This window comes from Zhengella sedimenti (assembly GCF_046506625.1).
Taxonomy (GTDB): Bacteria; Pseudomonadota; Alphaproteobacteria; order Rhizobiales; family Rhizobiaceae; genus Zhengella; species Zhengella sedimenti.
Genome location: NZ_JBKFFP010000001.1, coordinates 419,358 through 443,033 on the forward strand (window position 1 = coordinate 419,358; position 23,676 = coordinate 443,033).

Consider the following 23,676-nt stretch of genomic DNA (forward strand, 5'->3'; position numbering starts at 1 on the left):
CCTATCCGCGCCCCTTGCGTGCCGCCAGCAAGCGGTCCGCGATCTCGCGGAAGCCGGCGCCGCCCTTGCCGGACGCCACCCATTTGGGCGGCATGGTGATCTGTCCCTCGAAATCGCGCATATTGGCCACGCCGCAGGCATTGGCGAAAAAGCCGAACATGGGCTGGTCGTTGGGGCTGTCGCCGACAAAGACGATCTCGTCATTGCGCGCGGCCACATCGAGACCGAGGATATCGGCGGCGAAGGTGCGCGCCATGGTCAGCTTGTCGTAGTCGCCGAACCAGCCGTTCACATGGATGGATGACACCTTGGCGACGGCGCCCTCTTCCTCGAAGATCGCCTTGATGCGCGCCACGACCCTTTCGGGCAGCGGATCGACATCCTCGCGGAAATCGATGGCGAGATCGGCGAGGCGGAAGGGCTGGTCGGCGGAGATCGCGGCGCCCGGCACCTCGCTTGCGACCCGCTCGCGGATGCGATCGAACCGGGCCGGGTTGGCCAGATGGGCCTCGACGGCGGGGTGGGCCTTGCGGATCATCTTCCGGGCGGCGTGGTCATAGGCATAGTAGAAGGCGCCGTTCTCGCCGACGACACCAGCCACCGGCCAGAAGCGGGCGATCATGTCGCACCACCCGGCCGGACGCCCGGTGATGGGTGCGACCGCGATGCCGGCCTCGTACAGGTCTTCCAGCGCCTGGTATGCGCTGGCATGCAGGCGGCCTTCCGTGGTCACGGTGTCGTCGATGTCGGTGAAGACAGTCGTGATGCCAGCCGCGGTTTCGTCCGGCATGTCGGCAATCGGCCGCATGGATCAGCCCTCCCTTGCGGCCATGCCGCCGAGCACGCCGCTGTCGCAGGCAATGTCGGCGAAGGAGAAGCGGTCGCGCATCTCATGGGCGTGGGTCACGGCCTCGCGGTAGAAATCCACCGGCACGCCAAGCGACTGGGCGGAGGTCGGTCCGCCGGCATCGGCCAGATGCTGGCGCAGCACGTCTGGCGCGACAGCTATGTCGAGGCATTCGGCGCGCAGTTCGGGCCAGATGCGTTCCATGCGGCGGTTGAACGCTTCCGCACCGGCCTCGTCAAAGGCCTTTTTCCGGTAGAGCACCTCGCACTGGGCGGCCACTTCCGCGCCCATGCGCCGGGCCATGTCCTCGGGATCGACATGGGTCGGCCCCACCTGCGGCGGCGTTTCGTCCTGCAGGAAATGGTGCTGGATGCGGGCCATTGTCAGCGTGGCGACGCCCACCTGCTGGCCATGGACGGAACCCGGATGCCGTTCGCCGGCAAAGCAGTCGATGTAATGGGAGATCTGGTGCTCACCCATCGAGCCGTGGTTGGAGACGCCCGTGAAGCTCACGCCCAGCCCGCAAAGGGTAAGGACCCGGAACAGGGTTCCCACCGCCTCGATGTCACCCCTGGCGATGCCGGCCGCCTGCTCCATCAGGACGATCTCGTCGGGTATTTCCAGCAGATAGGGCAAATGGTGATAGGCCGTGCCCAGCATGCGGTGCGACATCCACCAGTCGATCTGGGCCACGGAGCGGCACAGGCAATCGCCGAAACCGGCGGCATTGAGCCAGGCGGGTGCTTCGGCACAGGTCTCAAGATCGACGAAGAAGCCGGCCGGGGCCTGGGCAGGCAGGGAAACCTTCAGCCCGCTGTCCAGCGTGATGGAGGCGGTGGTGGAGGTGTAGCCGTTCATCGAGCCGGCGGTCGCGAAGACGCAATAGCGTGTCCCGTTCTGCAAGGTGGCGTATTTCGTCAGGTCGTTGATCGTGCCCGAGCCAACCGCGACGGTGGAGGCGAAAGGCTTCAGCCGCGCCGTCAGGTCGCGCACCGTCGCCATGTCGGCATGGGCATCATCGAGCACGATCTCCGTGACCTCGCCCAGCGGCCGAAGCGCGCGGGCGATCCGTTCGCCCATGGCCTTGTGCGTGTTGGTGTCCGAGACAACGGCGAAGGGCGGCCGGAATCCGAGCGCCGAAACGAGGTCCGCCTCGCGGCCCTTCAGGCTCTCGGCGAAGACGATGCTGTCATAGGGTGGCGCGGGATAGCGCTTGCCGTTGAGCGGATTGATCCAACGCCCCTCGCAGATGTCGTCGATGAGGGCAGTCCAGTTTCTCGGGGTGCCGGCGGACAGGGTCATGGGATCGTTCACTCAGGCTGTGAGGCGGGCGCCGGTGGTGCGGTCAAAGACATGCAGCTTTTCCGGATCGATGGCGAAGGCCATGCGTTCGCCGGCCTGGCGATAGGCCGATCGCGGCGCCACGGCGACGAACTCCGTGCCGTCGACATCGAGATGGAACTGCACGTCGGCGCCGGTCTTTTCGGCGATCTGAAGGGTGCCGACGATGGCGCCTTCGGGATCGAGCTTCACATCGTTGGGGCGGATGCCGCAAGTGACCTGCCTTCCGGCATGGGCGGTGAAGCCCTGCGGCAGGTCGAAGGCAAGATGCTGGGTGCGCAACCGGGCGCCGCCGTCGCCGGCCTCGATCACGCCATCGATGCAGTTGATCTGCGGCGAACCGATGAATTCGGCGACGAAGCGGCTGTTGGGCCTGTCGTAGAGATCATCCGGAGACCCTTCCTGCACAATGTTGCCGTCCTTCATGAGCACGATCTTGTCGGCCATGGTCATGGCCTCGATCTGGTCATGGGTGACATAGATCGTCGTCGCCTTGAGCCGGTCGTGCAGTTGCCGGATCTCCACGCGCATGTGGGCGCGCAGCTTGGCGTCGAGATTGGACAGCGGTTCGTCGAACAGGAAGACCTTGGCGTCGCGCACCATGGCGCGGCCCATGGCGACGCGCTGCCGCTGGCCGCCCGAAAGCTCCGAGGGCTTGCGGTCGAGCAGTTCGGTGAGGTTGAGAACGCGCGCCGCCTCCTCGACCTTGCGCCTGATCTCATCTGCCGGCTTCTTCGCGACCTCCAGGCTGAAGCCGATGTTCTCGCGCACCTTCATCGTCGGATAGAGGGCGTAGTTCTGGAAGACCATGGCGATATCGCGGTCGCGCGGATGCATGTCGTTGACGACCCGCCCGTCGATGGCGATCTCGCCCGCCGTTACCGTCTCAAGGCCGGCCGTCATGCGCAGCAGCGTGGTCTTGCCGCAGCCCGAGGCGCCGAGGAGCACCACGAAGCTGCCATCCTCGATCTCGAGCGAGAGATCCTTCAGCACCTGCACGGAACCGAAGGATTTTCCGACATTCCGGTATTCGACGTTGGCCATTCAACGCGCCTCAGAACTTCTGACGCGTGGGCGTCAGGCAGATTTCCTGGACCAAGGCCTCCTGGGGAAGCCGGTAGGCGTTGAGGATCAGGTCCGCGACGATTTCCGGACCGATGCCACCGCCCATGCGGACCTTGTTTTCCTTGTATTCGCGCAGGGTCTTCTCGTCGAGGACGCCTGACAGCACCTCGGTCTCGATGACGCCGGGCGATACCACGAGGACGCGGACATTGTAGTCCGACAGGTATTCGCGCAGCGATTCCGATACCGCGTGGACGAAGAACTTGGTGCCGCAATAGACGGTGTGGTCGGGATAGACCTTGCGCCCGGCAATGGAACTCATCATCACCAGCGTGCCGTGCCGGCGCTCCATCATGGACTTCATGACGGCATGGACCGTGTTCATCACACCCTTGGTGTTGATGTCGATCATCTCGTCCCATTCTTCCGGCGGCTGGCGGCCGATATCAGCCAGGCGGGCAAGCCCGGCATTGGCGAACATCATGTCGACGGGGCCATATTGCGCCTCCGCCTTCGCCACGGCAGCGGCGATCTGGGCACGGTCGCGCACGTCCACCTGGGCAATGACGGCGTCCGGCAGGTTCATCGCCTCCATGCGGTCGACGCGACGCGCCATCATCAGCACCGGATGGCCGGCGGCGGAAAAGGCGCGCGCCGTTGCCTCGCCGATGCCGGAACTGGCGCCCGTGATTGCTATGAGCGGTTTGTCGGCCATGATCCCGTATTCCCTCGCTTGCGTTTTTCCCGGTCGGGGGAGCGGCGGCAAGGCGCCGCCGCTCCGGTTCGTGTTTCGGCCTGTTCCTCAGCCCTGGACGATCTTGTCGACGGCCTGGGCGATGTCGTCCATGGCCTCCTTGGCGGAGCCGTATTCGCCGGCGAAATACTTGCCGAGACGCACCGGGATGGTGTCGTTCGACAGTTCCGCCCATTGCGGCAGATCCGGCTCGGAGCCCATGTCCTTGGCAATCGTCTCGCGCACCACGTCGAGGTGACGGGTCGTGCCCGCGCCGACACGGCGGTTGGCGATGATGCGCGGGTCGTCATAGACGCTTTCGCGCGTCGGGCCGGTACCGCCGCCCAGCGCCGTGATGAGAACCTGGGTGTCGTAGCAGGTGGCCCACTGCATGAAGATCCAGGCCGCATCGGGGTTCTTGGAATTGCGCGAAACGGCGAGCGAGGAACCGCCCTGGTGGCCGACGCCGGGGATTTCGCCGAAGCCGGTCTCGTTGACCGTGCGCAGGGCATGCTTGGGCTTCGGGCAGCGCGCCGCTTCCATGAGGCCCGAGACCTTTGTGGCGCTCGGATCGTCGAAATAGGGGAAGAATTCGCCCCAGCTCATCATCGAGGCCGCAACGCCCTGTGCGACTGACTGGCCCTGGCCGTCCCAGGTCCAGCCGGTCACGCCGGGCGGCATGGTCTTGTAGAGACGGGTCCAGTAGTCCATCGCCTCCAGGCCGCGCTCGTCATTGCCGGAGAACTTGCCGTCAGCGTTGAAGATGGAGCCGCCATGGCCCCAGAGCCAGGCCGTCCAGTCGCATTCCAGCGAATAATGGCCGGACTTCATCTGGCCGGTCGCGCCATACATGTCCGGACCCATCTCGTCGGTGATGGCCTTGGCCTGCTCGTAATATTCCTCCAGCGTCTCGGGCGCCTTGAAGCCCATCTTGTCGTAGATGTCCTTGCGGTACTGCATGATGAAGATCGGGATGTCGTAGGGCACGCCCACCCAGCGATCCTCGTATTTTGAGATGCCGTCGACGAGGGCCGGCAGGAAGTCGTCGATGTTGTAGTCGGGCATGGCCAGGTCCGGCTTGTCGGCGATCTGCTCGCGCGGATCGAAGACGTCGCGGCTGACCGAGGCCGCCCAGGACTGGTCGATGTAGTAGAGGTCATACGTGCCGAGCTGCGAGGCGATGTCGAGGGTGAGCTTCTGGAGCACCTGTTCCAGCGGCAGGACCTCGATCTCCACCTTCATGCCCGAGGCTTCCTCGAAATACTGCTTCAACTGGCTGTTGATGGCGTTGGAGGGCGGCGTCGATTCGGTCGCCAGGCGCAGCGTCGTCCCGGCGAAGGGCTTGGACACCTCGCGCACCCAGTCGAGGACGTCCTTGGAGGGCGTCAGGTCGCCGCCGGCCGCCATGACGCGGCTGGGCCGGACGAGGCCGGAACCGAGGGCGGCCGCGCCGAGGCCGAACATGCCGGCATTGCGCAGGAACGCGCGCCGGCTGATTCGCCCGTTGACGAAGTCGTCCACGAGCTTGGCGCGATAGATTTTGCGATCACTGTCGTTCATGGTTTCCTCCCTTTGAACAGTCAGATGGATCATTGCTTCACCGACCCGAGCGTCAGCCCCCGGACGAGGTGCTTCTGCACGAGCAGGATGAACAGGAATGCCGGGATCATGGCCGCGGCTCCCAGCGCCGCCATGTTGCCCCAGGCGGTGCCGGTCGAGGTGACGAAGGTGGACGAGACGACCGGAACGGTCTTCAGCCCGGTCTGGGTCAGCGTCAGGACGAACAGGAATTCGGTCCAGGAGAAGATGAAGCACAGCACGGCGGTGGCCGCGATGCCGCCCTTGACCATGGGCAGGACGATGCGCCGGAAGATGAGCCAGCGCGAAGCGCCGTCCACCATGGCGCTTTCGTCGATCTCGCGCGGGATGTCGTCGAAGAAGCTCTTCATCAGCAGAACCGCCAGCGGCAGGTTCATCAGCGCATGGATGAGGATGACACCGGTATAGGTGTCGAGCAGCGACAGGTCCTTGTAGATGAAGAAGACGGGAATCGCGACGGCGACCGGCGGCATCATGCGCGTCGACAGGACCCAGGAGACGAAATGGTGGCGGCCGCGGAAATGCATGCGGCTGAGCGCGTAGGACGCCAGCGTTGCGATCGAGACGGCGAGCGCGGTGGAAAACACGGCGATGACGATGGAATCCCACAGGCGCGGGCCCATGCGCCAGTTGCCGCCGCCAGGCAGGACCTCGCGCTGTTCGCCGAAGCCGAAGCCCAGCGAAATGCCGAAGACCTCCTCGAAATTCTTCACCGTCGGCGTGAAGGAGAAGATCTTGGGCGGCCAGTTGAAGATCTCGTTGCCATCCTTGAAGGCCACGGTCAGCCAGTAATAGAGCGGAAACGCGAAAAGCGCGACGACCGCCCAACCGGCCACGGTGCGAAGGACGCGCGAGGTTTTCGACCGGACCACCATTACCAGCGCACCCTTGCCGCCCAGATGAAGAGATTGGCGATTACGAGAATGATGACGAGGGCGAAAAGCGACAGCGTGGCACCGTAGCCCCACTTGATGAAGCTGAAGGTCTGCTGCCAGGAATAAAGCGAGAGCGTGTAGGTGGACGTGCCGGGCCCGCCGCTGGTCATGACGAAGACGTAGTCGAACATGCGGAAGATATCGATGCCGCGGATCAGCACGGCCACGGCGATGACCTTGCTCATCAGCGGCAGGGTGATGCGGCGGAAGGTCATCCACGCCGAGGCGCCATCCAGCATGGCCGCTTCGTAGGGTTCGGGCGGAAGCGAGCGCAGGCCCGCCAGGAAGATCAGCACCATGAAGGGCGTCCACTGCCAGATGTCGGCCAGCATCACGCCCCAGAGCGCCGTCGATGCGGTGGCGAGGATCGGCGTCGACTTGTCCATGATGCCGAGCGACGACAGGACCCAGGTCAGAACCCCGAATTCCGGATCCTCGATGAGCAGATACATCATGCCGACAATGGCCGGCGGGACCACGAGGGTGAGCGTCAGGATGGTGCGCAGCAGCCCGAAACCGAATTCCTCCTCGTCAAGGAGAAGGGCGATGGCCATGCCGAGAACAACTTCGGCGGCCAGCACCACGACGAAATAGAACATCGTCGTCCCAAGGGCTTCCCACATGCGCGGGTCGGCGAACAGTTGCTGCCAGTTCTGCATCCCGACATAGACGAGCTGGCGCTTGAACGGCGCGTATTCATGGAAGCTGAGCCAGATGTTGTAGAACAGCGGCACGATGGTGAAGGCCACCAGCATGAAAATGAGCGGCAGCATCCAGACCAACGGGCGATCGGCCGACAGAACGCCGAGCTTCACTGGCTCCTCCCTTGCTCCAGCCCCTGCAACATTTCAATTTGTTGCACCGAACATACATTTGTGCAACATTTTTTTGCTGATTGTACAAATGTGCAATATCGCCTATCGCTGAAACAGACACGACGGAGACAGGACAGCCCGTTCATGGCACAAGGAGGCCACCAGAAAGGGGTCGGGGACATGAACACGCCTTGGAACAGAGCCGCCATTCGCACGGCCGCCGCCAGCGAGACCATCGCACGGGTGGCGCATCTCTATTACATCCTCGGGCTGACGCAGAACGAGATCGCCAAGCGCCTCAACATCACGCGCTTCAAGGTGCACAGGATGCTGGCGCAGGCGCGCGAGCAGGGCATGGTGCGCATCGCCATCGACGTTCCCTTCGCCGAGCGGCTCGACCTGGAAAGCCAGATCATCCGCCGCTTCGGCTTGGAGGCGGCCTTCGTCTGCCCGTCCGACACCAGCGAGGACGTGTCCCTTTCCGACGTCATCGGGCACTACGCGGGCAGCATGATTTCCGGCCTGCTGGAAAACGGCATGACCGTGGCGACCTCCTGGGGTTCCACGCTCCGGGCGCTTGCCATGGCGATCGAGCCCAGCGCGGCCGAACACCTGTCCGTCGTGTCGATGATCGGAACGCTCGCCACGCGCTCGACACAGGACAAGTACGAAGCCGCGGCCGTGCTTGCCGAACGGCTCGGCGCGGAGTGTTTCTTCATTCCCGCGCCGATCCTGTGCGACACCGAGGAAGCGACCAACGCGATCAACGCCCAGCCGGCGGCGCAGGACGCCATGTCGCGGGCCAGGGAGGCGGACCTGGCACTGCTTAGCATCGGCGGTCTGGGCATGAGCAGCCTTCGCGAGGCCTCCATGCTCTCGGACGCGGACTATCTCAAGGCGCGCGAGGCCGGGGCCATCGGCAACTTCATCGGCCGTTTCATCGGCGCGGACGGCATGCCGCTCGATCATCCGCTGAACGCGCGCTGCGTCGGTATCGGCCCGGAGAACATACTCGGCATCCCGCGCCGGGTGCTGGCGGCGGGGGGCAAGCAGAAGGTGGAGGCGATCCGCGCCGTGCTCGACCGCGGTTTCGCGACGATCCTCGTGACCGACGAGCAGACGGCCCGCACGCTGCTCGCGCCGCCGGTATCGCGCTGAAGAACGCCTGAGGCAGGCGCCGGCGCCCGGATTCAGTGCGAAAGTGTCTCGCGGAACAGGCAGATGCCGTTGTCGATGACCTTCCTGTCGCCGGCATGGGCGCGAAACGACACCTGATTGCCGTCCCGCCAGATCTCCAGCGTGAAGGATTCGCCCGGAAAGACCGGGCCGGTGAAGCGGCAATCCATCGACGTGACCGGATTGAGAACGGGATCGCCGAGCCGCATCAGCGCGCGGCAGATGTGCCCATAGGTCGACAGGCCGTGCAGGATGGGCCTTTCGAAACCCGCCGCACGGGCAAAATCCGGATCGACATGCAGCGGATTGTAATCGCCGGACAGCCGGTAGATCAGGGCCGCCTGGGGCAGGGTCGCCACCCGGACGACCTGATCGGGCGAACGCTCGGGCAGGATCCAGGGGACCGGCGCGGGAAGGCTGGGGCCGCCAAGCCCGCCATCTCCGCGGCAGAATGCCGTCTGGGTGACGGTGGCCAGCCGGCGGCCTGTCGGCTTCTCCACGATTTCCCGTTCGCTGACCACAAGGCTGCCGCGCCCCGGCCCCTTGTCATGGATCGCCACGATCTTCGGCTTCGCGGTCACGGTCGCGGCGACCGGCAGGGTGTCATGAATGACGAACCGCTCCGAACCATGCACCGTTCGCAGGAAGTCGAGGCCCGGTTCGAGATCGCGATACCAGAAGCCCGGATAGGCCAGCGTCACGGCCATGGACGGGATCGCGACGAGATCCTTCTCGTAGCTGAGGCGCAGTTCCTGCGCATCGAGGGGATCGCAACCGGCTCCGACGCCCAGCGCATAGAGGATCGTATCGCGCTCCGTATAGGTGTGCTCGAACTCCGGGAACTCGAAGGCGAGCAGATCGTCATAAGCGGTCATCAACGCGAGACCCGGACAGCCCGCCCCAGCGAATAGCCGGCGTCCACGGTCATGAACTGCCCGGTCATCCTGCGTGCGTCGAGAGCCAGAAAGGCCGCCGCATCGGCGATATCCTCCGGCGAGCAGACCGTTTCCAGCGCCGAGGCCGCGGCGAAGTTCTCGCGGATCGCCTTGAACTGCGCATCGTCCATGCCGTTCAGGAACCAGCCGCTGTCGATGAGGCCGGGCAGCACGGCATTGACCCGGACGCGCGGCGCCAGCAGCCGGGCGAGCGCCAGGGTGAGGGCATTGAGCGCGCCCTTCGAGGCCACATAGGCGAGCGAACTTCCGTTTCCGTTGACGCCGGCGATGGAGGAGATCGTCACGATGGCGCCCTGGCCGGACCGTTCCAGGTGCGGCGCGGCGGCACGGGCAAGCTGATGCACGCCAAGCACATTGGTGGCATAGACCCGCTGGAAGTCTTCCGCGTTCTGGCCTTCGAGATCCGTCAGGGACGTGAACTGCGTGGTTCCCGCGCTGCAGACGAGAATGTCGAGCCGGCCCCACGTGTCCACGATTTCCGCTACCATGCTGCGGCAGTCGGCGTCGCTGGCAACATCACCCTGCAGGGCCAGGGCTTCGCCACCCGCGTCGCGGCAGGCCGCCACCACCGATCCGGCCGCCTCACCGCTCCTGCGGTAGTTGACCGCCACGCGGCATCCACGCTGCGCGAGCCTGAGCGCCGTCGCGGCGCCGACCCCGGTTCCGCCGCCCGAGACGAGGGCGACAGCGCCGCCCGCCGTGTTTTCCTCCCCTGCCATGATCACAGCCCCATGTAAGCCGACTGGATCGCCGGGTCGCCGGACAGTTCGGCGGATGGCGCGGTGCGGACGATCGCGCCATGGTCGAGAACATAGGCGCGGTCCGAGACGCCCAGTGCCTCCTGGACATTCTGTTCCACAAGGACGATGGTCAGCCCCTTCTTGCGGGCCAGTTCACGGACGAGTTCGAAGACCTGATGGACCAGTTTCGGCGAAAGGCCGACCGAGGGTTCATCGAGCATGATGAGCTGCGGCTGGCTCATGACCGCGCGCGCAATGGCGCACATCTGGCGCTCGCCGCCGGACAGCGACCCGGCCCACTGGCCCTGGCGCTGCCGGAGGATCGGGAACAGTTCCATGACCTCGTCGAGCATCTGGCCGAAGCGCGGCGAGCCGCGCTGGTTGAAACCACCCATTTCGAGGTTTTCGCGAACCGTCATGAAGGGGAACAGGCGGCCGCCCTCGGGCACGAGCGCAAGGCCCCTGGCGGGAAGCTCATGGGCGGCCATGCGGGTGATGTCGAGATCGCCGAGCATGATCGTGCCCTCGCGCGCCGGATTGACGCCCGCGATCGTGTTGAGGAGCGTTGTCTTGCCGGCGCCGTTGGCGCCGACAATGGCGACAACCTCGCCGGCCGCTGCATCAATGTCGATTCCCTCGATCACGGTCGCCTGACCGTATCCGGCGTGCAGGTTGCGGACTGTCAGGGATATGCTCATGCGTCCTGCCTCCCAAGATAGGCTTCGACCACGTGGGGGTCCGACAGCACTTCGTCGGGCGATCCGTCGGCGATCAGCCGGCCGAAGTCGAGGACGATGACGCGGCTCTGGAACGCCCGCACAACCTTCAGGTTATGCTCGATCACCATGATGGTCAGCCCCTCGCCATTGAGTTTGCGGACGAGGTCGATGACGCTCTCCACCTCCTTCTGGTTCAGTCCCGCCATGACCTCGTCAAGGAGGAGGACCGAACAGTCCAGCGCCAGGGCTCGGGCGATTTCCAGCCGGCGGCGCTCGCTCAGCGTCAGCGTGCCGGCCTTGATGCCGGCGCGTGCGCCAAGGCCGACCATGTCGAGCACATGCATGGCATAGTCGGCCGCCTCGGAAAGGTTCTGCCGCTTCAGGAAGGCGCCGACCATGGCGTTCTCAAGCGTCGTCAGCGTCGTCAGCGTCTTGGATATCTGGAAGGTCCTGCCGAGACCCAGCTTGGCCCGGGCATGGGGCCTGAGCCCGGAAATGTCCGTCCCGTTGAAGATCACGCGCCCGGCGCTTGGCGGATACTGGCCGGTGACAAGGTTGAACATTGTCGTCTTGCCAGCTCCGTTCGGGCCGATGATCGAGAGCAGATCGCCCTTGCGCAGCTCGAACGAAACATCGTTGACCGCCACCAGGCCGCCAAAACGGCGGGTGAGGTTTTCGACCGAAAGCACGAATTCGCTCATTGACGCGCCCCCCTTCGGCGTTCCCAGAGGCCCTGCATCGCACCGAAGATGCCGCGGCGCATGAAGAGCGAGAAGATGACGAGCAATCCGCCGAGGATGAGCAGGTTGATACCGGGGATCGTGCCGCCGAGCGTTGCCCGCAGGTAGGATTCCAGCGGAATGATCAGCAATGCGCCGAGCAGGGGCCCATACAGCGTGCCGACACCGCCAATCAGCGCGATCAGCAGGAACTTCACGCCGATGTCCTGGATGCTGAGAACCGTCGGCGGATCGACGAAGCGCAGATACATGGCGAAGAGCGAGCCGCCGACGCCGGTCAGCGCGGCACTGATGGCCATGCCGGTGAGCTTGACCTTCAGCACGTCGATGCCGGCGGCACGTGCCGCGTCCTCGTCCAGGTGCACCGCCTGCAGATAGTATCCCAGTCGCCCGCGCAGCACGAAGGCGGCCACGAGAAGGCTGACAAGAAGGAAACCGAACATGATGACGGCATAGGGCAGCCGGCTGGTGAAGACCATGTTCTCCAGTCCCGCCTTGAACGGCAGAAGCATGCCGCGCGGCCCGCCGGTGATCCCGTCGAAATAGGTTGCCAGCACGAACGCCACCTCGTTGAGGGCCAGCGTCGCGATGGCGAAGAACGGTCCCTTGAGGCGGAAGGTCGGCCAGGAAACGGCGACGGCGACCATGGCCGCGAGAATCATGCCGGGAATCAGCGAAAGCCAGGGAGAGATCTGCCAATGGAAATACAGATTCGCCGTCGTGTATGCGCCGATGGCGAAAAACACGCCGTGACCCAGCGAGAACTGGCCGCCGAATCCGCCGATGATGTTCCAGCTCGTCGACAGCGCGGCGAACAGGAAGGTGTAGGCCATCATGTTCAGGATGAACGGATCGCCGCGGAAGATGACGAGGAACACGGCGAAGAACAGCCCGATGGCCGCAATCCGTCCGGCTTCCGTGCCGAAGGTGGTGACCTTCGGACCGCCGGTTGCACCTTTTCCGGCAAGGCCGGCCGGCAATGCCTGAATATCAGTCTTGCTCACGGAGACCGACCTCCTCTGCGCCAGCAATTCCGAACAGGCCGCCCGGCCGGACGATCAGAACCGCAATGAAAACCAGGAACCAGATGGCATGCTTGAGTTCGGGGTTGAGATAATAGCCCGCGAAGGCCTCGATGAGCCCGATGATGAAGCCGCCGAAGAAGGCGCCCCAGACGCTGCCGAGACCGCCGAGGACCACCACGGCGAAGGCCGCAAGGATGAAGTTTCCGCCGATCTGCGGCGACAGCGTGTAGATCGGGGCCAGGAGCACGCCGGCAAGGCCGGCCAGGGCGGACCCCACGCCGAACGTCAGCATGAAGGCCAGTTCCACGTTGATGCCCATCAGCCGCGCCGAGCGGCGGTCCTGCGTGACCGCGCGCACGGCCTTGCCGTACATGGTGCTGTGCAGGAACCAGTTTGCACCGACGGCGACCAGGATCACCATGATCAGCACGATCAGCCGGGACAGGCTGATATTGATGTCGTCGAAGGAAAGGACGACCCGGGACACCTCGCTGTGGACCGAGTAACCGGTGCCGCGCGTAATGGCCAGGACGATGTTCTGGAACAGGATCAGCAGGCCGAACGTGGCGAAGATCTGCATCGAGGGTTCGTTCTGCAACGGCTGCAGCACGAAGCGCTGGATGATGACGCCCAGAACGAAGAGGCACGGTACCACGACCAGCGCCGAGAGATAGGGATCGAGCCCGAGCAGATACCAGCTCAGATAGGCGCCATACATGCCGAGCATGACAAGTTCGCCCTGGGCGAAATTGACGATCCGGACGACGCCGAAGATCAGGTTCAGCCCCATGCTGACGAGGCCGTAGATCCCGCCAAGAAGCAGGCCCACGATAACGATGTTCAGGAATGCCTCCATGGCAGAGCCTCTCCTTGCAGAATGCCGCGGCGGTCCCCGGCCGGGGGCCGCCGCGCTTTCCGTCAGCCTGTTCAGTTGCCGATGTTCACCATCTTGTTGTCCCCTGCCGCATCGTCAGGGAACACGGTGACCTGTTTTCCGCCCTGCCACTGGATGACGGTCGGATAGGCGCGCTGGTTCTGCTTGTTTTCATCGAACTTGGCGCCGAAGCCGGTCTCGTAGGTCCGCAGCGGCTCATCGAAGCTGCCAAGGACACCGCCCACGGCTTCCGGCTCGGCGCTGCCGGCCTTGTTGATGGCCTGCGCCATGATCTTGAAGCCGACAAAGGCCGCCATGCTCTGCGGCGCGATCGGATCCTCTCCATACTTGGCGCGGTAGGCTTCCAGATAGGCTTTCGATCCCGGACCGTAGTCTTCGGAAATGTCCGGCCGCGGGTAGGAAACGACGAGAAGGCCCTCGACACCGTCGGCGCCCATGGCCTCGAGCGTTTCCTTGGTGTCGCCGGTGCCGACGAAGACGGTCGCCTTCGGCTTGAAGCCCTGGTCACGGGCGGTGCGCAGCAGCAGGTTGCCGTCCGGCACGTAGCCCGTCTGCACCCAGATGTCCGGGTTCGCATCGCGGGCGCGCAGCACCGAATCGGTCAGGTCGATCGACTTGTAGCTGTGGGCGCCGATGCCGAGCACCTTCACGCCGGCCGCCTCGAGCCTTTCCTTCTGATGCTCCGCGATGGACGTACCGTAGACCGATTCCTCGTGTTCCAGCCAGACAGTCAGGTCGCCCGGCTGCTTGCCAAGCTTCGGTGCCAGGGAATTGAGGATGAGGTCGATCGACACGTCGGCGAAGGAAACCGAATAGGGACCGGACCGGACGAAATTCGGCAGGCCGCGTTCGGTCAGGTTGGTCGCCAGCGCGTTGGTGTCCCAATAGAGCTTGTTGTAGTTGAGCGCTGTCTCGCTGGCCGCGCCGGCCACGGCGCTCAGATAGGTGCCGATGAAGGCGTCGGCATTCTCGCGCGTCGCCAGGCGTTCCACCGCCGCAATGCCTTCCTGCGGATTGGTGGCGTCGCCTTTCAGGATCTCGACCTGCCTGCCGAGGATGCCGCCGGCCTTGTTGACCGCGTCGGCGGCCAGTTCGTAACCCCTGTTCACCTCGCCGCCATAGAGGGCAAGCGGACCGGAATAGGGATTGATCGTCCCGACCTTGAAGGTCTCCTGTGCCATGGCGGTGCCACCGGCGGCGAGGCAAAGCGCCATGGCGGCGCCGGCCAGTGCTGCACGTCTCGTCAGTTTCATCATCGTATTTCCTCCCTTGATGCGCCCCTTCGGGGCAGGTGTCATGATTACCCGCTGCCGGTCGCGTCCCCGGTCAGTCGAAATCTCGGCAGTTGCCGGTCCATGTCCTCCTGGAAGACCAGCGTGACGCGTCTGCCCACGACATCCGTGCCGTCAGGCAAGTCGACAATGTTGGTGATAAGCCGCGGCCCTTCGTCGAGATCGACAAGGGCCACGTTGTAGGGAACCCGGTCCCTGTACCGGGGATCGAAGGCCACGTGGAAAACCACCCAGCTGTGAACCGTAGCCTCGCCGGACGCAGGCCTCCATTCGTGGTCATCCGACCAGCAGCGCGGACATTCCGTGCGCGCCGGCAACCAGTTGTTGCCGCATTGGCGGCAATGCTGGAATGTCAGCCGCCGTTCCTCGAGCGCTGCGCGATAGACCTCCTGGGGCGTTTCGCCCGGCGCTTGCGCGCCCGCGCGGCTCATTGGCCCAGGATCAGCGTCGAATGCGTATGCATGATCCCTCCCTGGTTGCTGACAATGCACTTGGCGGCGCCCTTGACCTGGCTCGTGGACTGGCCGCGCATCTGGCGCACGCCTTCCAGGACGAGTTGCAGGCCGGGCATGCCGGTTTCCGAAAGCAGGCCGCCGGCAGTGTTCAGCGGCAATGCGCCACCGGCACCGAAACCGCCGCCCAGCGCCATCTCCGTCAGGGCTTCCCGGCTGCCGAACCCGTAGGATTCCAGCGTCATGGCCACCGTGACGGTGAAACAGTCGTAGATCTGCGCGCAGTCGATGTCGGCGGGCTTGATCCCGGCCATGCGGAAGGCGGTCTGCGCCGAAACATCGGCGCGGGTCCGCGTCAGGTCGCCCCGCAGCGTCACGTCGGAGGAGCTGTTGCCCTGTCCGAAGCCGAGAACCGGCACCGGCGCGGGGACCCCCAGTTCGCGGGCCTTCCTTTCCGACATCACGACCACGGCCGCGGCACCGTCGGAAATGAGGCAGCAATCGTCTCGGCGCAGCGGCTCCACCACCCAGGGTGCGGCGGCATAGGTTTCGGCATCCAGAGGCACGCGCAACTGGGCATTCGGGTTTGCAGCGCCATGGGCGCGGCAGGCAATCGCGATTTCCCGGAACAGGTCTTCTGCGCCGGAGAATTCGTGGAAGTAGCGCCGCGCGATCATGGCATAGCCGGCGACCACGCTGGACCAGCCGAAATCCGCGGCATCGCCCCAGGGCTTCTCATAGGCCTGGCGGGTGCCGGTCTTGGGATTGTCGGCCAGCGAAACCAGCACGACCTCGCACTGGCCTGCCTCGATGGCCATGGCGGCAATGGCGATCATGGAGATGTTGGACGCGCCGCCCTGGTCGAACACGCCGCCGAAGCGCGGCTCCAGCCCCATGGCCTCGGCCAGGGTCTGGCCATACATCATTTCCACGCGGGATGTCGGCACCTTGACCAGCAATCCGTCGACGGCATCCTTCCCGATCCCGGCATCGGCAACGGCCTTGCGGCACGCCTCCATGTTGAGCGAGACGGTGGAGCGTCCCGGCAACTTGCCGAAGGCCGTCTGGCCGATCCCCGCAATGACAGCCCTGGCGCCCATCAGATCGCCCCCTCCCCTTCGAGGTCTGCGATCTCCTGCGCGCTCAGGCCGAGCCAGTCGCCATAGACCAACCGGTTGTCCGCGCCCAGTTCCTTGCTGGGTTCAAGCGCCTCGATCGCCTGTCCGTCGTAACGCATGGGACTTGCGGGCAGGACGAGCCGGCCCAGCGACGGATGATCCACCTCGCGCAACATGCCGCGCGCATGCAGATGCGGATCGTGAACCACTTCACCGAGATCGCGGACTTGCGCGCAGGGCACCCGGAAGCGCTTGAGCCTTTCGTCGAGTTGCGCGCGGGTGAACTGGCGGGTCCATGCGCCGATCGTCTCATCGACGAACTCGATGTTCTCGACGCGGGCCTTGAGGCTGCCCAGTCGCGGATCGTCATCGAGGTCCTCGCGGTCCATCGCCTTGAGCAGCGACTTCCAGTGCGTCTCGCTCACGCAGATAAGGGCAAGGTAGCCGTCGGCGGCCGGGTAGACGTTGTAGGGCGCCTCGGCCATGCCGCTATGCCGGTTGCCGGTGCGCTGCGCCGCCGCGCCGCCGCTGCCGAAATAGAGGCCGAGCGCCGAGGACAGCGACGCATAGACCGAATCGAACATGGAGACCTCGACGAAGCGGCCCTTGCCTGTCCGCTCGCGGTCAAAGAGCGCCGTCGCCACCGCCCCGTAGAGATGGACCCCGCCGAAGAAATCGGCGACCGCCGGGCCGGCCTTGACCGGAGGACGGTCCGGAAAGCCGGTGATCGACATGATGCCGGACATCGCCTGGACCGTCAGGTCCATGGCCGGGAAATCCCTGTAGGGACCGGACCAGCCGAAGCCGGAACCCGCCGCGTAGACGAGGCGCGGATTGAGTTTCATGAGATGGTCGGGGCCAAGCCCGAGCCGGTCCATCACGCCCGGCGCGAAATTCTCCAGCACGACGTCGGCGCGGGCGATCATCGTCTCGGCCAGACGGCGCCCGGCCTCGCTCTTCAGGTTGAGCGTGACGAACTCCTTGTTGGAATTGAGCATGGCGAAAGGCACCATCGCGCCGCCGACAGCGCCGCGCCGGCGCATGTTCTCGCCGCCCTTCGGCTCGATCTTGATGACACGCGCGCCCGCCATGGCCATGAGGAAGGTGGCGTAGGGGCCATTGTAGATCTGGCCGAAGTCGATGACGGTGACGCCGTCCAGGGGAAGATGCGGCCGGCTCATGTCAGCGCCCCCTGAACTGCGGCTGGCGCTTTTCGGCAAAGGCCTTCGGGCCTTCGGCGGCATCCTCGGAGAACATCAGCAGGCGGTTGACCACCTGTTCGAAACGCAAGCCGGTCGCCAGCGGCAGGTCGCGGGCGCGCACGGCAAGCTCCTTGGCCGCCTGGGTGGCGAGCGGGGCGTTGGCGGCAATGGTGCGCGCCACCGCCATGGCTTCATCAATGAGGCTTTCGGCCGGCACGACGCGGTTGATGAGTCCCCAGCGGGCGGCGGTCTCCGCATCCATGGAACTGCCGGTCAGCACCATCTCCATGCCGATGGCATAGGGCAATTGCGACAGGACGCGCTGCGTTCCGCCATTGCCGGCGATGACACCGCGCTTGACCTCGGCTAGCGAGAAGGTGGCATGCGGGGCGGCGATGCGGATGTCCGTTCCCAGCAGGAGGGTCATGCCGCCGCCGAGGCAATAGCCGTTGACGGCGGCGATCACAGGCTTCCAGACCTCCAGCCCGCGATTGAGCAACTGGTCCTTCTGGGTCAGCCACATTTCTTCCAGTCCGGGCGGCGCGGCGACGAAGCTCTTGATGTCGGCACCGGTGGAAAACGACTTCTGCCCGGCGCCGGTGACAATGGCGACCCGGATGTCGCCGTCGTCGCGGACACGCTGCCAGGCCTGGGACAGGCCCTTGTAATGCTCGTCGTCCATCGCGTTCAGCCGTTCCGGACGGTTGATCGTGATCAGGGCAATGCCGTCATTGAGCTCGAAGTCGATGGACATTCCTCACGCCCCCGTCGAGCGTTTCGCATTGCCGCTCAGGAGATCGCGCGCAACGACCATGCGATGAACCTCCGACGGCCCCTCGCCGATGCGCTTGATGCGCATTTCCCTGTACCAGCGTTCCAGCGGCATCTCGCAGGCCACGCCGAGCCCGCCAAAGATCTGGATGCAGCGGTCGACGATGCGCCCGGCGGTTTCGGTGGCGAAGACCTTGCAGGCCGAGGCATCGATCTTGATGTCGTAGCCAAGGTCGGCGCGCCAGGCGGCCTGGTAGACGAGCAGCTTGGCGGCGCGCAGCTCGATCTCGGAATCGGCGATCATCCACTGGATCGCCTGCTTGTCGGCCAGCGGGGTCTTGAACGTGTAGCGCTCCCTTGCCCAGTCGATGGCAAGGCGCAGCGCAGCGTCGGCGATGCCGAGCGTCGCCGCGGCATAGGGCACGCGGCCATGCACCAGCCATGTCTCGGCAAGCTGGAAGCCCTGTCCTTCCTCTCCGATCCTGTTTTCGACCGGAACACGGACATTCTCGAAGGACAGCTCATAGGGCGAATAGGACCGGATCACCGGAATGCGGGTCAGCGTCAGGCCTGGCGAATCCTTTTCGACGATGAACGCCGAGATGTTGCCCCGCTGCTTCTCGGAACCCGTGCGGGCAAAGACCACGCCCCAGTTCGCCTGGCTGGCGCCGGAAATCCAGACCTTCGTGCCGTTGAGCACGTAGTCGTCCCCGTCACGCACCGCCCGGGTCTGGATCGCCCTTGCCGGGTCCGATCCGCCCGAAGGCTCGGAAATCGCCACGAATGTCTTGTCGCCATTGGCAACGACCGGATCGGCATATTTGGCGATCTGCTCCGGCGATCCCTTGTAGATGATGTTGGGCGGATCGAAACCGAAAGCTCCGCAGGCAGGAATGTAGGCGCCCATCCGGCACTGCGCCGCCTCTTCGGCAATGATGCACTGGGCGAGCAGGTTCAGCCCCGCGCCGCCATGTTCGGCCGGCGTCTGCACATACCACAGGCCGAGCTCACGGGCCTCCTTCTGGAGGCGCTTGAGAACCGGTTCGGGCAGGGTATAGGCATCATGCTCGACCTTGTCCTCTTCGGGGATCACCTTTTCCTTCATGAAGCGCCGCGCCGTGCTGCGAAGCATTTCAAGTTCCTCGGGCATCTCCCAGGCACCCAGACTGCCAGATCCCATTGCCTCCAACATACGATCCCTTCCCACCTTGCGCTTGTACCCCGTCACACCGGATGCGACGGTCCATTTGACCAACAGACTTGCCGAATGGCCGGTGCGTGTCAAGATATTATCAGACCAAAACTATATTAAATTATCGGACCAAACTGATTGACGCCGTCCGGCATCGTGATTATGGTGCAGGCCATGAGGCCAGACCGGCCGGCGCTTGCCGCCGGCGTGACGGCCCGAAGACATCTCGGCGACCGGCGTGAGGCCGGTCTTTCCATGGGAGGAGCAGGCCTTGTCAGACGTTGTCGGGATCGATGTCGGGGGGACTTTCACCGATCTGTTCTATTCGCGGGACGGAATTCATGCCGACAGGATCTGCAAGGTGCCATCGACACCGCACGACCCGTCGATCGGCCTTATCGATGCCCTGCGCAGTGCGGACGTCCCGCGCGATGACCTGTCCCTCATCCTGCATGGCACGACCATCGCCACGAACGCCCTGATCGAACGGGTCGGCGCGAAGTGCGCGCTCGTGACCACCAAGGGCTTCCGCGACGTCCTCGAACTCGGCCGCCGGGACCGCCCGGACTTCTACGGCCTGACCGGCAAGCAGAACCCGCTCATCCCCCGCAACCTGCGCTTCGAGATCGATGAGCGCATGGATTTCCGGGGCAACGTGATCCGGCCCGTCGACAGGGCTGCCGTGGAGAAACTGGCGGCGCGCCTGAAGGAAGAAAACGTCGAGGCCATCGTCGTCTCCTTCCTTCATTCCTATGTGAATCCCGCCCACGAGCAGGAGGCCGCGGCGATCCTCTCGGACGTCAATCCCGACTGGGAAATCGTCACCTCGGCGGACATCAACCGGGAATATTACGAGTTCGAACGAACCAGCACGGCGGCGATCCAGGCCTTCCTGCAACCCCTCATCAAGACCTATTCCCGCAAGCTGCTGGAGCGCCTGGGAGAATGGGGCTTCTCGCGCCAGACGCTCGTCATGCAGTCCAATGGCGGCCTTGTCCCCGCAGCCCAGCTCGGCGCCCACGCCGCGCACATCGTGCGTTCCGGACCGGCGGCCGGCGTGACGGCCGCGGCCCGAATCGCATCCGAAGCGGGATTCGACCGCGTCATCACGGGCGACATGGGCGGAACCAGCTACGACGTCGCGGTGGTGATCGACGGTGAGCCCGAGATCGCGCCGAAGACCAATCTCGATTTCCGGCTGCCGCTGCGCGTCTCGATGATCAATGTCCACACCATCGGCGCGGGCGGCGGTTCCATCGCTCATGTCGACAGGGCGGGCATCCTCAAGGTCGGTCCGCGCAGCGCCCGCGCGCGCCCGGGCCCCGTCTGCTTCGGCCACGGCGGCACCGAGCCCACGGTGACCGACGCCAATGTCGTCCTTGCCAGGATCAACGCCGACGATCCGATCGGGCTGACCAACCTGACCCGGCTCGATGTGGAGGGCGCGCGGGCCGCCATCGGCAAGCTCGGCGAACAGCTCGGCCTCGGCATCGAGGAGACGGCGGAAGCCATCCTGGCCATCGTCAACCAGAACATGGCCGGGCGAACCCGGCTTCTGTCGATCGAACGGGGTTACGATCCGCGCGACTTCGCGCTCGTCATCTTCGGCGGCGCCGGCCCGTTGCACGGCTCGGCCATCATTCGCGAGGTCGGTATCAAGACCATGATCGTGCCCCCGGCGCCCGGCGTGCTGTGCGCCATGGGCTGCGTCGTCGCCGATGTACGCTACGATGTCTCGCGGACGCTTGCGCGCGCCACGGCGAGCCTGCAGGCGGGCGAACTCGATGCCGCCATGCGGGAACAGGAAGCCGAGGGCCGGGCGAAGCTGGAGACGAGCGGCGTGGCGGTGAAGTCCGTGCTCGTGCGCCACTTCGCCGAGATGGCCTATTCCGGGCAGATCCACACGCTGCGCGTCGGGGTCGAGGAAGGCTGGGACACCGCGCGCATCGACGAGGCCTTTGCCGAAGCCTACCGCGCCGAATATGGCAACACGCTGGGCGATATCGCGACCACCATCGTCAGCCTGAGGACGGTCGTCGAGGGGCAGCGCGAGCATGAGCGGCGTGAACGGACGACGCCGGAACCGCTGCCGGCGCCCGAGCCGGCGGCGCGCCGCCAGGTTCATTTCTCGAAATGGTGGGATACGCCGGTCTACAAGCGCGAGACGCTGCACCCCGGCGCTGTCATCGAAGGGCCCTGCATCGTCGAGCAGGCCGATACCACGATCATCATCGAGCCCGGCATGACCGGCCGCATCGACGCCTTTGAAAACATCCTGGTGGAGGTCGCCTGATGGATCCCGTCACCCTTGCCGTCGTCCGTGGCGCGCTCGAACAGATCGCCGACGAGATGGACCTGCATCTCATCCATGCGGCGATGTCGCCGATCATCTCCGAAACGAATGACTGTGCCCACGGCATCTTCCTGCCCGACACCGGCGAAACCGTCGCCCAGGGCCGGTTCGGACTGCCGGTCTTTCTCGCCAACATGCAGTTCACGGTGCAGAACCTCATCACGCACGTGGCCGGCGAGGGCGGGTTCAAGCCCGGCGACGTCTGGGTCCTGAACGACCCCTATCTCAGCGGCACGCATCTCCAGGACGTCGTGCTCGTGGCGCCGCATTTCGTCGACGGACAGCTGTTCGCGCTGCTGGCCAGTACCGGCCACTGGATGGATATCGGCGGCAGCGTTCCGGGCGGATGGGCGCCAGCGGCGCAGGACATCCATACCGAGGGGCTCGTCATTCCTCCGGTGAAACTCTACGAAGGCGGCACGCTGAACCGGGCGCTGGTTTCGATGTTCACGGGCAATGTGCGGCTGCCCACCGAGATCGAGGGCGACATGTTCGCCATGGCGAACGTCTTCCATGTCGGGCGGCGCGGGCTGGACGCCCTGGTGCAGCGCTACGGGCGCGAGACGCTTGCGGCCTGCATCACGGAAATGAACGACCGCTCCGAGCAGCAGATGCGATCCTATATCGCGGAAATCCCGGACGGGACCTATTTCCACGAGGATTTCATGGACAATGACGGCATTGTCGATGAACCGGTGCGCATCGCGCTCTCGCTGACCGTCAAGGGCAGTTCGATGCATTTCGATTTCTCGCAGTCCGATCCGGCGGCGCGCGGACCGCTCAATCTCGCACGCTCGACGACGCAGTCGACCTGCTTCATCGCGCTCAAGCACATCTTCTCGGAAGTGCCGGTCAATGGCGGCGCCTTCCGCCCGACCAGCTTCGACATTCGCGAGGGTTCAGTGGTCGCCGCGGCCTATCCCTCGCCGGTCAGCGGCTACCTGGAACCCATCGGGCGCGTCTTCGACGTGGTTCTCGGCGCGCTTTCGCAGGCCATTCCGGACCGCACGCCCGCACCCGCCTTCGGGACGGTCGGCGTCGTGACGGCTGGCGGAAAACATCCCGACACCGGCAACTACTTCGTTGCCGTCTTCCCCTATCCCGGCGGCTATGGCGGCCATTCAAGGGGCGACGGCCTCGTCAACGGGACGCCGCCGGTGTCCATGGCCAATTTCATGTCCATCGAGGCGTCCGAACACCGTTACCCGCTCCAGTTCGACGAATACGCGCTTCGCCCCGATTCCGGCGGCGCCGGCCGGTTCAGGGGCGGTTGCGGCACCCAGTACAAGTTCCGTGCGCTGTCGGAATTCGTGGTCTCGGTCCTTGGAGACCGGCAGGACCACCTGCCCTTCGGCATCGCCGGCGGGCAGGCGGCCGCGCCAAGCATCGTGCGCTTTGGCATCGACGGGAAGGAAGTCCGCCCGCCCATGCGCTCCAAGGCCGAGAAGCAGAAACTGCGGCCAGGCGACTGGCTGTTCGCCGCTTCGCCCGGCGGCGGCGGGTTCGGCAATCCGCTCGAGCGCAGCCTCGACCTGGTGCAGGAGGATCTCGACCTGGGCTATATCTCGCGCCAGACCGCGGAGGAGGTGTATCGCGCGGTCGTTCGCAGCGAGACATCGCCGGACGGCGCGGAACGCTTCATCGTCGATATCGCAGCCAGCCAGGAGCGACGGCGCGGAAAGGTGGCCTGACCGGCCGCTCCCCATCAGA

Annotated in this window: 22 protein-coding genes; 3 read left to right on the forward strand and 19 right to left on the reverse strand. The window is 65.1% G+C overall.

What is annotated here, in order from left to right:
* Position 1: 1 nt before the first annotated feature.
* From ACLB6G_RS02125 to ACLB6G_RS02155, 7 genes are all read right to left on the reverse strand, one after another.
* The gene (locus tag ACLB6G_RS02125; protein ID WP_410354454.1) at positions 2 to 808 is read right to left on the reverse strand and encodes an HAD-IIB family hydrolase; all 807 of its coding nucleotides are present in this window, start codon (positions 806 to 808) and stop codon (positions 2 to 4) included.
* A gap of 3 nt (positions 809 to 811) precedes the next feature.
* A complete protein-coding gene (locus ACLB6G_RS02130) occupies positions 812 to 2,149 on the reverse strand; it encodes an iron-containing alcohol dehydrogenase (protein WP_410354455.1) in 1,338 nt (445 codons plus the stop codon).
* A gap of 12 nt (positions 2,150 to 2,161) precedes the next feature.
* A complete protein-coding gene (locus ACLB6G_RS02135; protein WP_410354456.1) occupies positions 2,162 to 3,232 on the reverse strand; it encodes an ABC transporter ATP-binding protein in 1,071 nt (356 codons plus the stop codon).
* Between the two features lie 10 nt (positions 3,233 to 3,242).
* On the reverse strand, positions 3,243 to 3,968 hold the full coding sequence (locus ACLB6G_RS02140) for an SDR family oxidoreductase (protein WP_410354457.1): 726 nt from the start codon (positions 3,966 to 3,968) through the stop codon (positions 3,243 to 3,245).
* Between the two features lie 87 nt (positions 3,969 to 4,055).
* Positions 4,056 to 5,546, reverse strand: a complete 1,491-nt coding sequence (locus tag ACLB6G_RS02145; protein ID WP_410354458.1) for an ABC transporter substrate-binding protein — start codon at positions 5,544 to 5,546, stop codon at positions 4,056 to 4,058.
* Between the two features lie 29 nt (positions 5,547 to 5,575).
* On the reverse strand, positions 5,576 to 6,460 hold the full coding sequence (locus ACLB6G_RS02150) for a carbohydrate ABC transporter permease (protein WP_410354459.1): 885 nt from the start codon (positions 6,458 to 6,460) through the stop codon (positions 5,576 to 5,578).
* Positions 6,460 to 7,335 (reverse strand): carbohydrate ABC transporter permease, encoded by an 876-nt coding sequence (locus ACLB6G_RS02155; RefSeq protein WP_410354461.1) that lies wholly within the window; start codon positions 7,333 to 7,335, stop codon positions 6,460 to 6,462. Before ACLB6G_RS02155 ends, ACLB6G_RS02150 begins: the two co-directional genes overlap by 1 nt.
* Positions 7,336 to 7,479: 144 nt before the next feature.
* On the opposite strand from ACLB6G_RS02155, the gene ACLB6G_RS02160 reads away from it, so the two are divergent.
* Entirely contained in the window at positions 7,480 to 8,493 is a 1,014-nt protein-coding gene (locus tag ACLB6G_RS02160; protein ID WP_410354462.1) for a sugar-binding transcriptional regulator, read from the forward strand.
* Between the two features lie 32 nt (positions 8,494 to 8,525).
* Here ACLB6G_RS02160 and ACLB6G_RS02165 read toward each other — a convergent pair whose 3' ends face one another.
* The 12 genes from ACLB6G_RS02165 to ACLB6G_RS02220 all read right to left on the reverse strand — a co-directional run bounded on the left by ACLB6G_RS02165 (position 8,526) and on the right by ACLB6G_RS02220 (position 19,601).
* On the reverse strand, positions 8,526 to 9,386 hold the full coding sequence (locus ACLB6G_RS02165) for a MaoC/PaaZ C-terminal domain-containing protein (protein WP_410354463.1): 861 nt from the start codon (positions 9,384 to 9,386) through the stop codon (positions 8,526 to 8,528).
* A complete protein-coding gene (locus ACLB6G_RS02170; RefSeq protein WP_410354464.1) occupies positions 9,386 to 10,186 on the reverse strand; it encodes an SDR family NAD(P)-dependent oxidoreductase in 801 nt (266 codons plus the stop codon). The genes ACLB6G_RS02165 and ACLB6G_RS02170 overlap by 1 nt, the downstream gene beginning before the upstream one ends.
* A gap of 2 nt (positions 10,187 to 10,188) precedes the next feature.
* Complete coding sequence (locus tag ACLB6G_RS02175) at positions 10,189 to 10,905, reverse strand: ABC transporter ATP-binding protein (RefSeq protein WP_410354465.1); 717 nt, start codon at positions 10,903 to 10,905, stop codon at positions 10,189 to 10,191.
* Positions 10,902 to 11,627, reverse strand: a complete 726-nt coding sequence (locus tag ACLB6G_RS02180) for an ABC transporter ATP-binding protein (protein WP_410354466.1) — start codon at positions 11,625 to 11,627, stop codon at positions 10,902 to 10,904. Before ACLB6G_RS02180 ends, ACLB6G_RS02175 begins: the two co-directional genes overlap by 4 nt.
* Positions 11,624 to 12,670, reverse strand: coding sequence for a branched-chain amino acid ABC transporter permease (locus tag ACLB6G_RS02185; protein ID WP_410354467.1), 1,047 nt, complete (start codon positions 12,668 to 12,670; stop codon positions 11,624 to 11,626). The genes ACLB6G_RS02180 and ACLB6G_RS02185 overlap by 4 nt, the downstream gene beginning before the upstream one ends.
* Positions 12,657 to 13,547, reverse strand: a complete 891-nt coding sequence (locus ACLB6G_RS02190) for a branched-chain amino acid ABC transporter permease (protein WP_410354468.1) — start codon at positions 13,545 to 13,547, stop codon at positions 12,657 to 12,659. Before ACLB6G_RS02190 ends, ACLB6G_RS02185 begins: the two co-directional genes overlap by 14 nt.
* Before the next feature lie 71 nt (positions 13,548 to 13,618).
* Entirely contained in the window at positions 13,619 to 14,842 is a 1,224-nt protein-coding gene (locus ACLB6G_RS02195; protein ID WP_410354469.1) for an ABC transporter substrate-binding protein, read from the reverse strand.
* 44 nt (positions 14,843 to 14,886) lie between these two features.
* Positions 14,887 to 15,309, reverse strand: coding sequence for a Zn-ribbon domain-containing OB-fold protein (locus tag ACLB6G_RS02200; protein WP_410354471.1), 423 nt, complete (start codon positions 15,307 to 15,309; stop codon positions 14,887 to 14,889).
* On the reverse strand, positions 15,306 to 16,430 hold the full coding sequence (locus tag ACLB6G_RS02205) for a thiolase family protein (RefSeq protein ID WP_410354472.1): 1,125 nt from the start codon (positions 16,428 to 16,430) through the stop codon (positions 15,306 to 15,308). The genes ACLB6G_RS02200 and ACLB6G_RS02205 overlap by 4 nt, the downstream gene beginning before the upstream one ends.
* Positions 16,430 to 17,629: a CaiB/BaiF CoA transferase family protein gene (locus ACLB6G_RS02210; protein ID WP_410354474.1), complete on the reverse strand. Its 1,200-nt coding sequence runs from the start codon at positions 17,627 to 17,629 to the stop codon at positions 16,430 to 16,432. Before ACLB6G_RS02210 ends, ACLB6G_RS02205 begins: the two co-directional genes overlap by 1 nt.
* 1 nt (position 17,630) lies before the next feature.
* Positions 17,631 to 18,404, reverse strand: coding sequence for an enoyl-CoA hydratase/isomerase family protein (locus tag ACLB6G_RS02215; protein ID WP_410354475.1), 774 nt, complete (start codon positions 18,402 to 18,404; stop codon positions 17,631 to 17,633).
* 3 nt (positions 18,405 to 18,407) lie between these two features.
* A complete protein-coding gene (locus ACLB6G_RS02220) occupies positions 18,408 to 19,601 on the reverse strand; it encodes an acyl-CoA dehydrogenase family protein (RefSeq protein ID WP_410354476.1) in 1,194 nt (397 codons plus the stop codon).
* Positions 19,602 to 19,884: 283 nt separating this feature from the next.
* Here ACLB6G_RS02220 and ACLB6G_RS02225 point away from each other — a divergent pair, with 283 nt between their 5' ends.
* Positions 19,885 to 21,906: a hydantoinase/oxoprolinase family protein gene (locus tag ACLB6G_RS02225; protein WP_410354477.1), complete on the forward strand. Its 2,022-nt coding sequence runs from the start codon at positions 19,885 to 19,887 to the stop codon at positions 21,904 to 21,906.
* Entirely contained in the window at positions 21,906 to 23,657 is a 1,752-nt protein-coding gene (locus tag ACLB6G_RS02230) for a hydantoinase B/oxoprolinase family protein (protein WP_410354478.1), read from the forward strand. Before ACLB6G_RS02225 ends, ACLB6G_RS02230 begins: the two co-directional genes overlap by 1 nt.
* Positions 23,658 to 23,676 lie beyond the last annotated feature (19 nt).

What these genes read in the sequence shown, in the direction of transcription:
- ACLB6G_RS02125 (WP_410354454.1), bottom strand. Translation starts at nt 808, where the DNA reads ATGCGGCCGATTGCCGACATGCCGGACGAAACCGCGGCTGGCATCACG.
- ACLB6G_RS02130 (WP_410354455.1), bottom strand. Translation starts at nt 2,149, where the DNA reads ATGACCCTGTCCGCCGGCACCCCGAGAAACTGGACTGCCCTCATCGAC.
- ACLB6G_RS02135 (WP_410354456.1), bottom strand. Translation starts at nt 3,232, where the DNA reads ATGGCCAACGTCGAATACCGGAATGTCGGAAAATCCTTCGGTTCCGTG.
- ACLB6G_RS02140 (WP_410354457.1), bottom strand. Translation starts at nt 3,968, where the DNA reads ATGGCCGACAAACCGCTCATAGCAATCACGGGCGCCAGTTCCGGCATC.
- ACLB6G_RS02145 (WP_410354458.1), bottom strand. Translation starts at nt 5,546, where the DNA reads ATGAACGACAGTGATCGCAAAATCTATCGCGCCAAGCTCGTGGACGAC.
- ACLB6G_RS02150 (WP_410354459.1), bottom strand. Translation starts at nt 6,460, where the DNA reads ATGGTGGTCCGGTCGAAAACCTCGCGCGTCCTTCGCACCGTGGCCGGT.
- ACLB6G_RS02160 (WP_410354462.1), top strand. Translation starts at nt 7,480, where the DNA reads ATGGCACAAGGAGGCCACCAGAAAGGGGTCGGGGACATGAACACGCCT.
- ACLB6G_RS02165 (WP_410354463.1), bottom strand. Translation starts at nt 9,386, where the DNA reads ATGACCGCTTATGACGATCTGCTCGCCTTCGAGTTCCCGGAGTTCGAG.
- ACLB6G_RS02170 (WP_410354464.1), bottom strand. Translation starts at nt 10,186, where the DNA reads ATGGCAGGGGAGGAAAACACGGCGGGCGGCGCTGTCGCCCTCGTCTCG.
- ACLB6G_RS02175 (WP_410354465.1), bottom strand. Translation starts at nt 10,905, where the DNA reads ATGAGCATATCCCTGACAGTCCGCAACCTGCACGCCGGATACGGTCAG.
- ACLB6G_RS02180 (WP_410354466.1), bottom strand. Translation starts at nt 11,627, where the DNA reads ATGAGCGAATTCGTGCTTTCGGTCGAAAACCTCACCCGCCGTTTTGGC.
- ACLB6G_RS02190 (WP_410354468.1), bottom strand. Translation starts at nt 13,547, where the DNA reads ATGGAGGCATTCCTGAACATCGTTATCGTGGGCCTGCTTCTTGGCGGG.
- ACLB6G_RS02195 (WP_410354469.1), bottom strand. Translation starts at nt 14,842, where the DNA reads ATGATGAAACTGACGAGACGTGCAGCACTGGCCGGCGCCGCCATGGCG.
- ACLB6G_RS02200 (WP_410354471.1), bottom strand. Translation starts at nt 15,309, where the DNA reads ATGAGCCGCGCGGGCGCGCAAGCGCCGGGCGAAACGCCCCAGGAGGTC.
- ACLB6G_RS02205 (WP_410354472.1), bottom strand. Translation starts at nt 16,430, where the DNA reads ATGGGCGCCAGGGCTGTCATTGCGGGGATCGGCCAGACGGCCTTCGGC.
- ACLB6G_RS02210 (WP_410354474.1), bottom strand. Translation starts at nt 17,629, where the DNA reads ATGAGCCGGCCGCATCTTCCCCTGGACGGCGTCACCGTCATCGACTTC.
- ACLB6G_RS02215 (WP_410354475.1), bottom strand. Translation starts at nt 18,404, where the DNA reads ATGTCCATCGACTTCGAGCTCAATGACGGCATTGCCCTGATCACGATC.
- ACLB6G_RS02220 (WP_410354476.1), bottom strand. Translation starts at nt 19,601, where the DNA reads ATGGGATCTGGCAGTCTGGGTGCCTGGGAGATGCCCGAGGAACTTGAA.
- ACLB6G_RS02230 (WP_410354478.1), top strand. Translation starts at nt 21,906, where the DNA reads ATGGATCCCGTCACCCTTGCCGTCGTCCGTGGCGCGCTCGAACAGATC.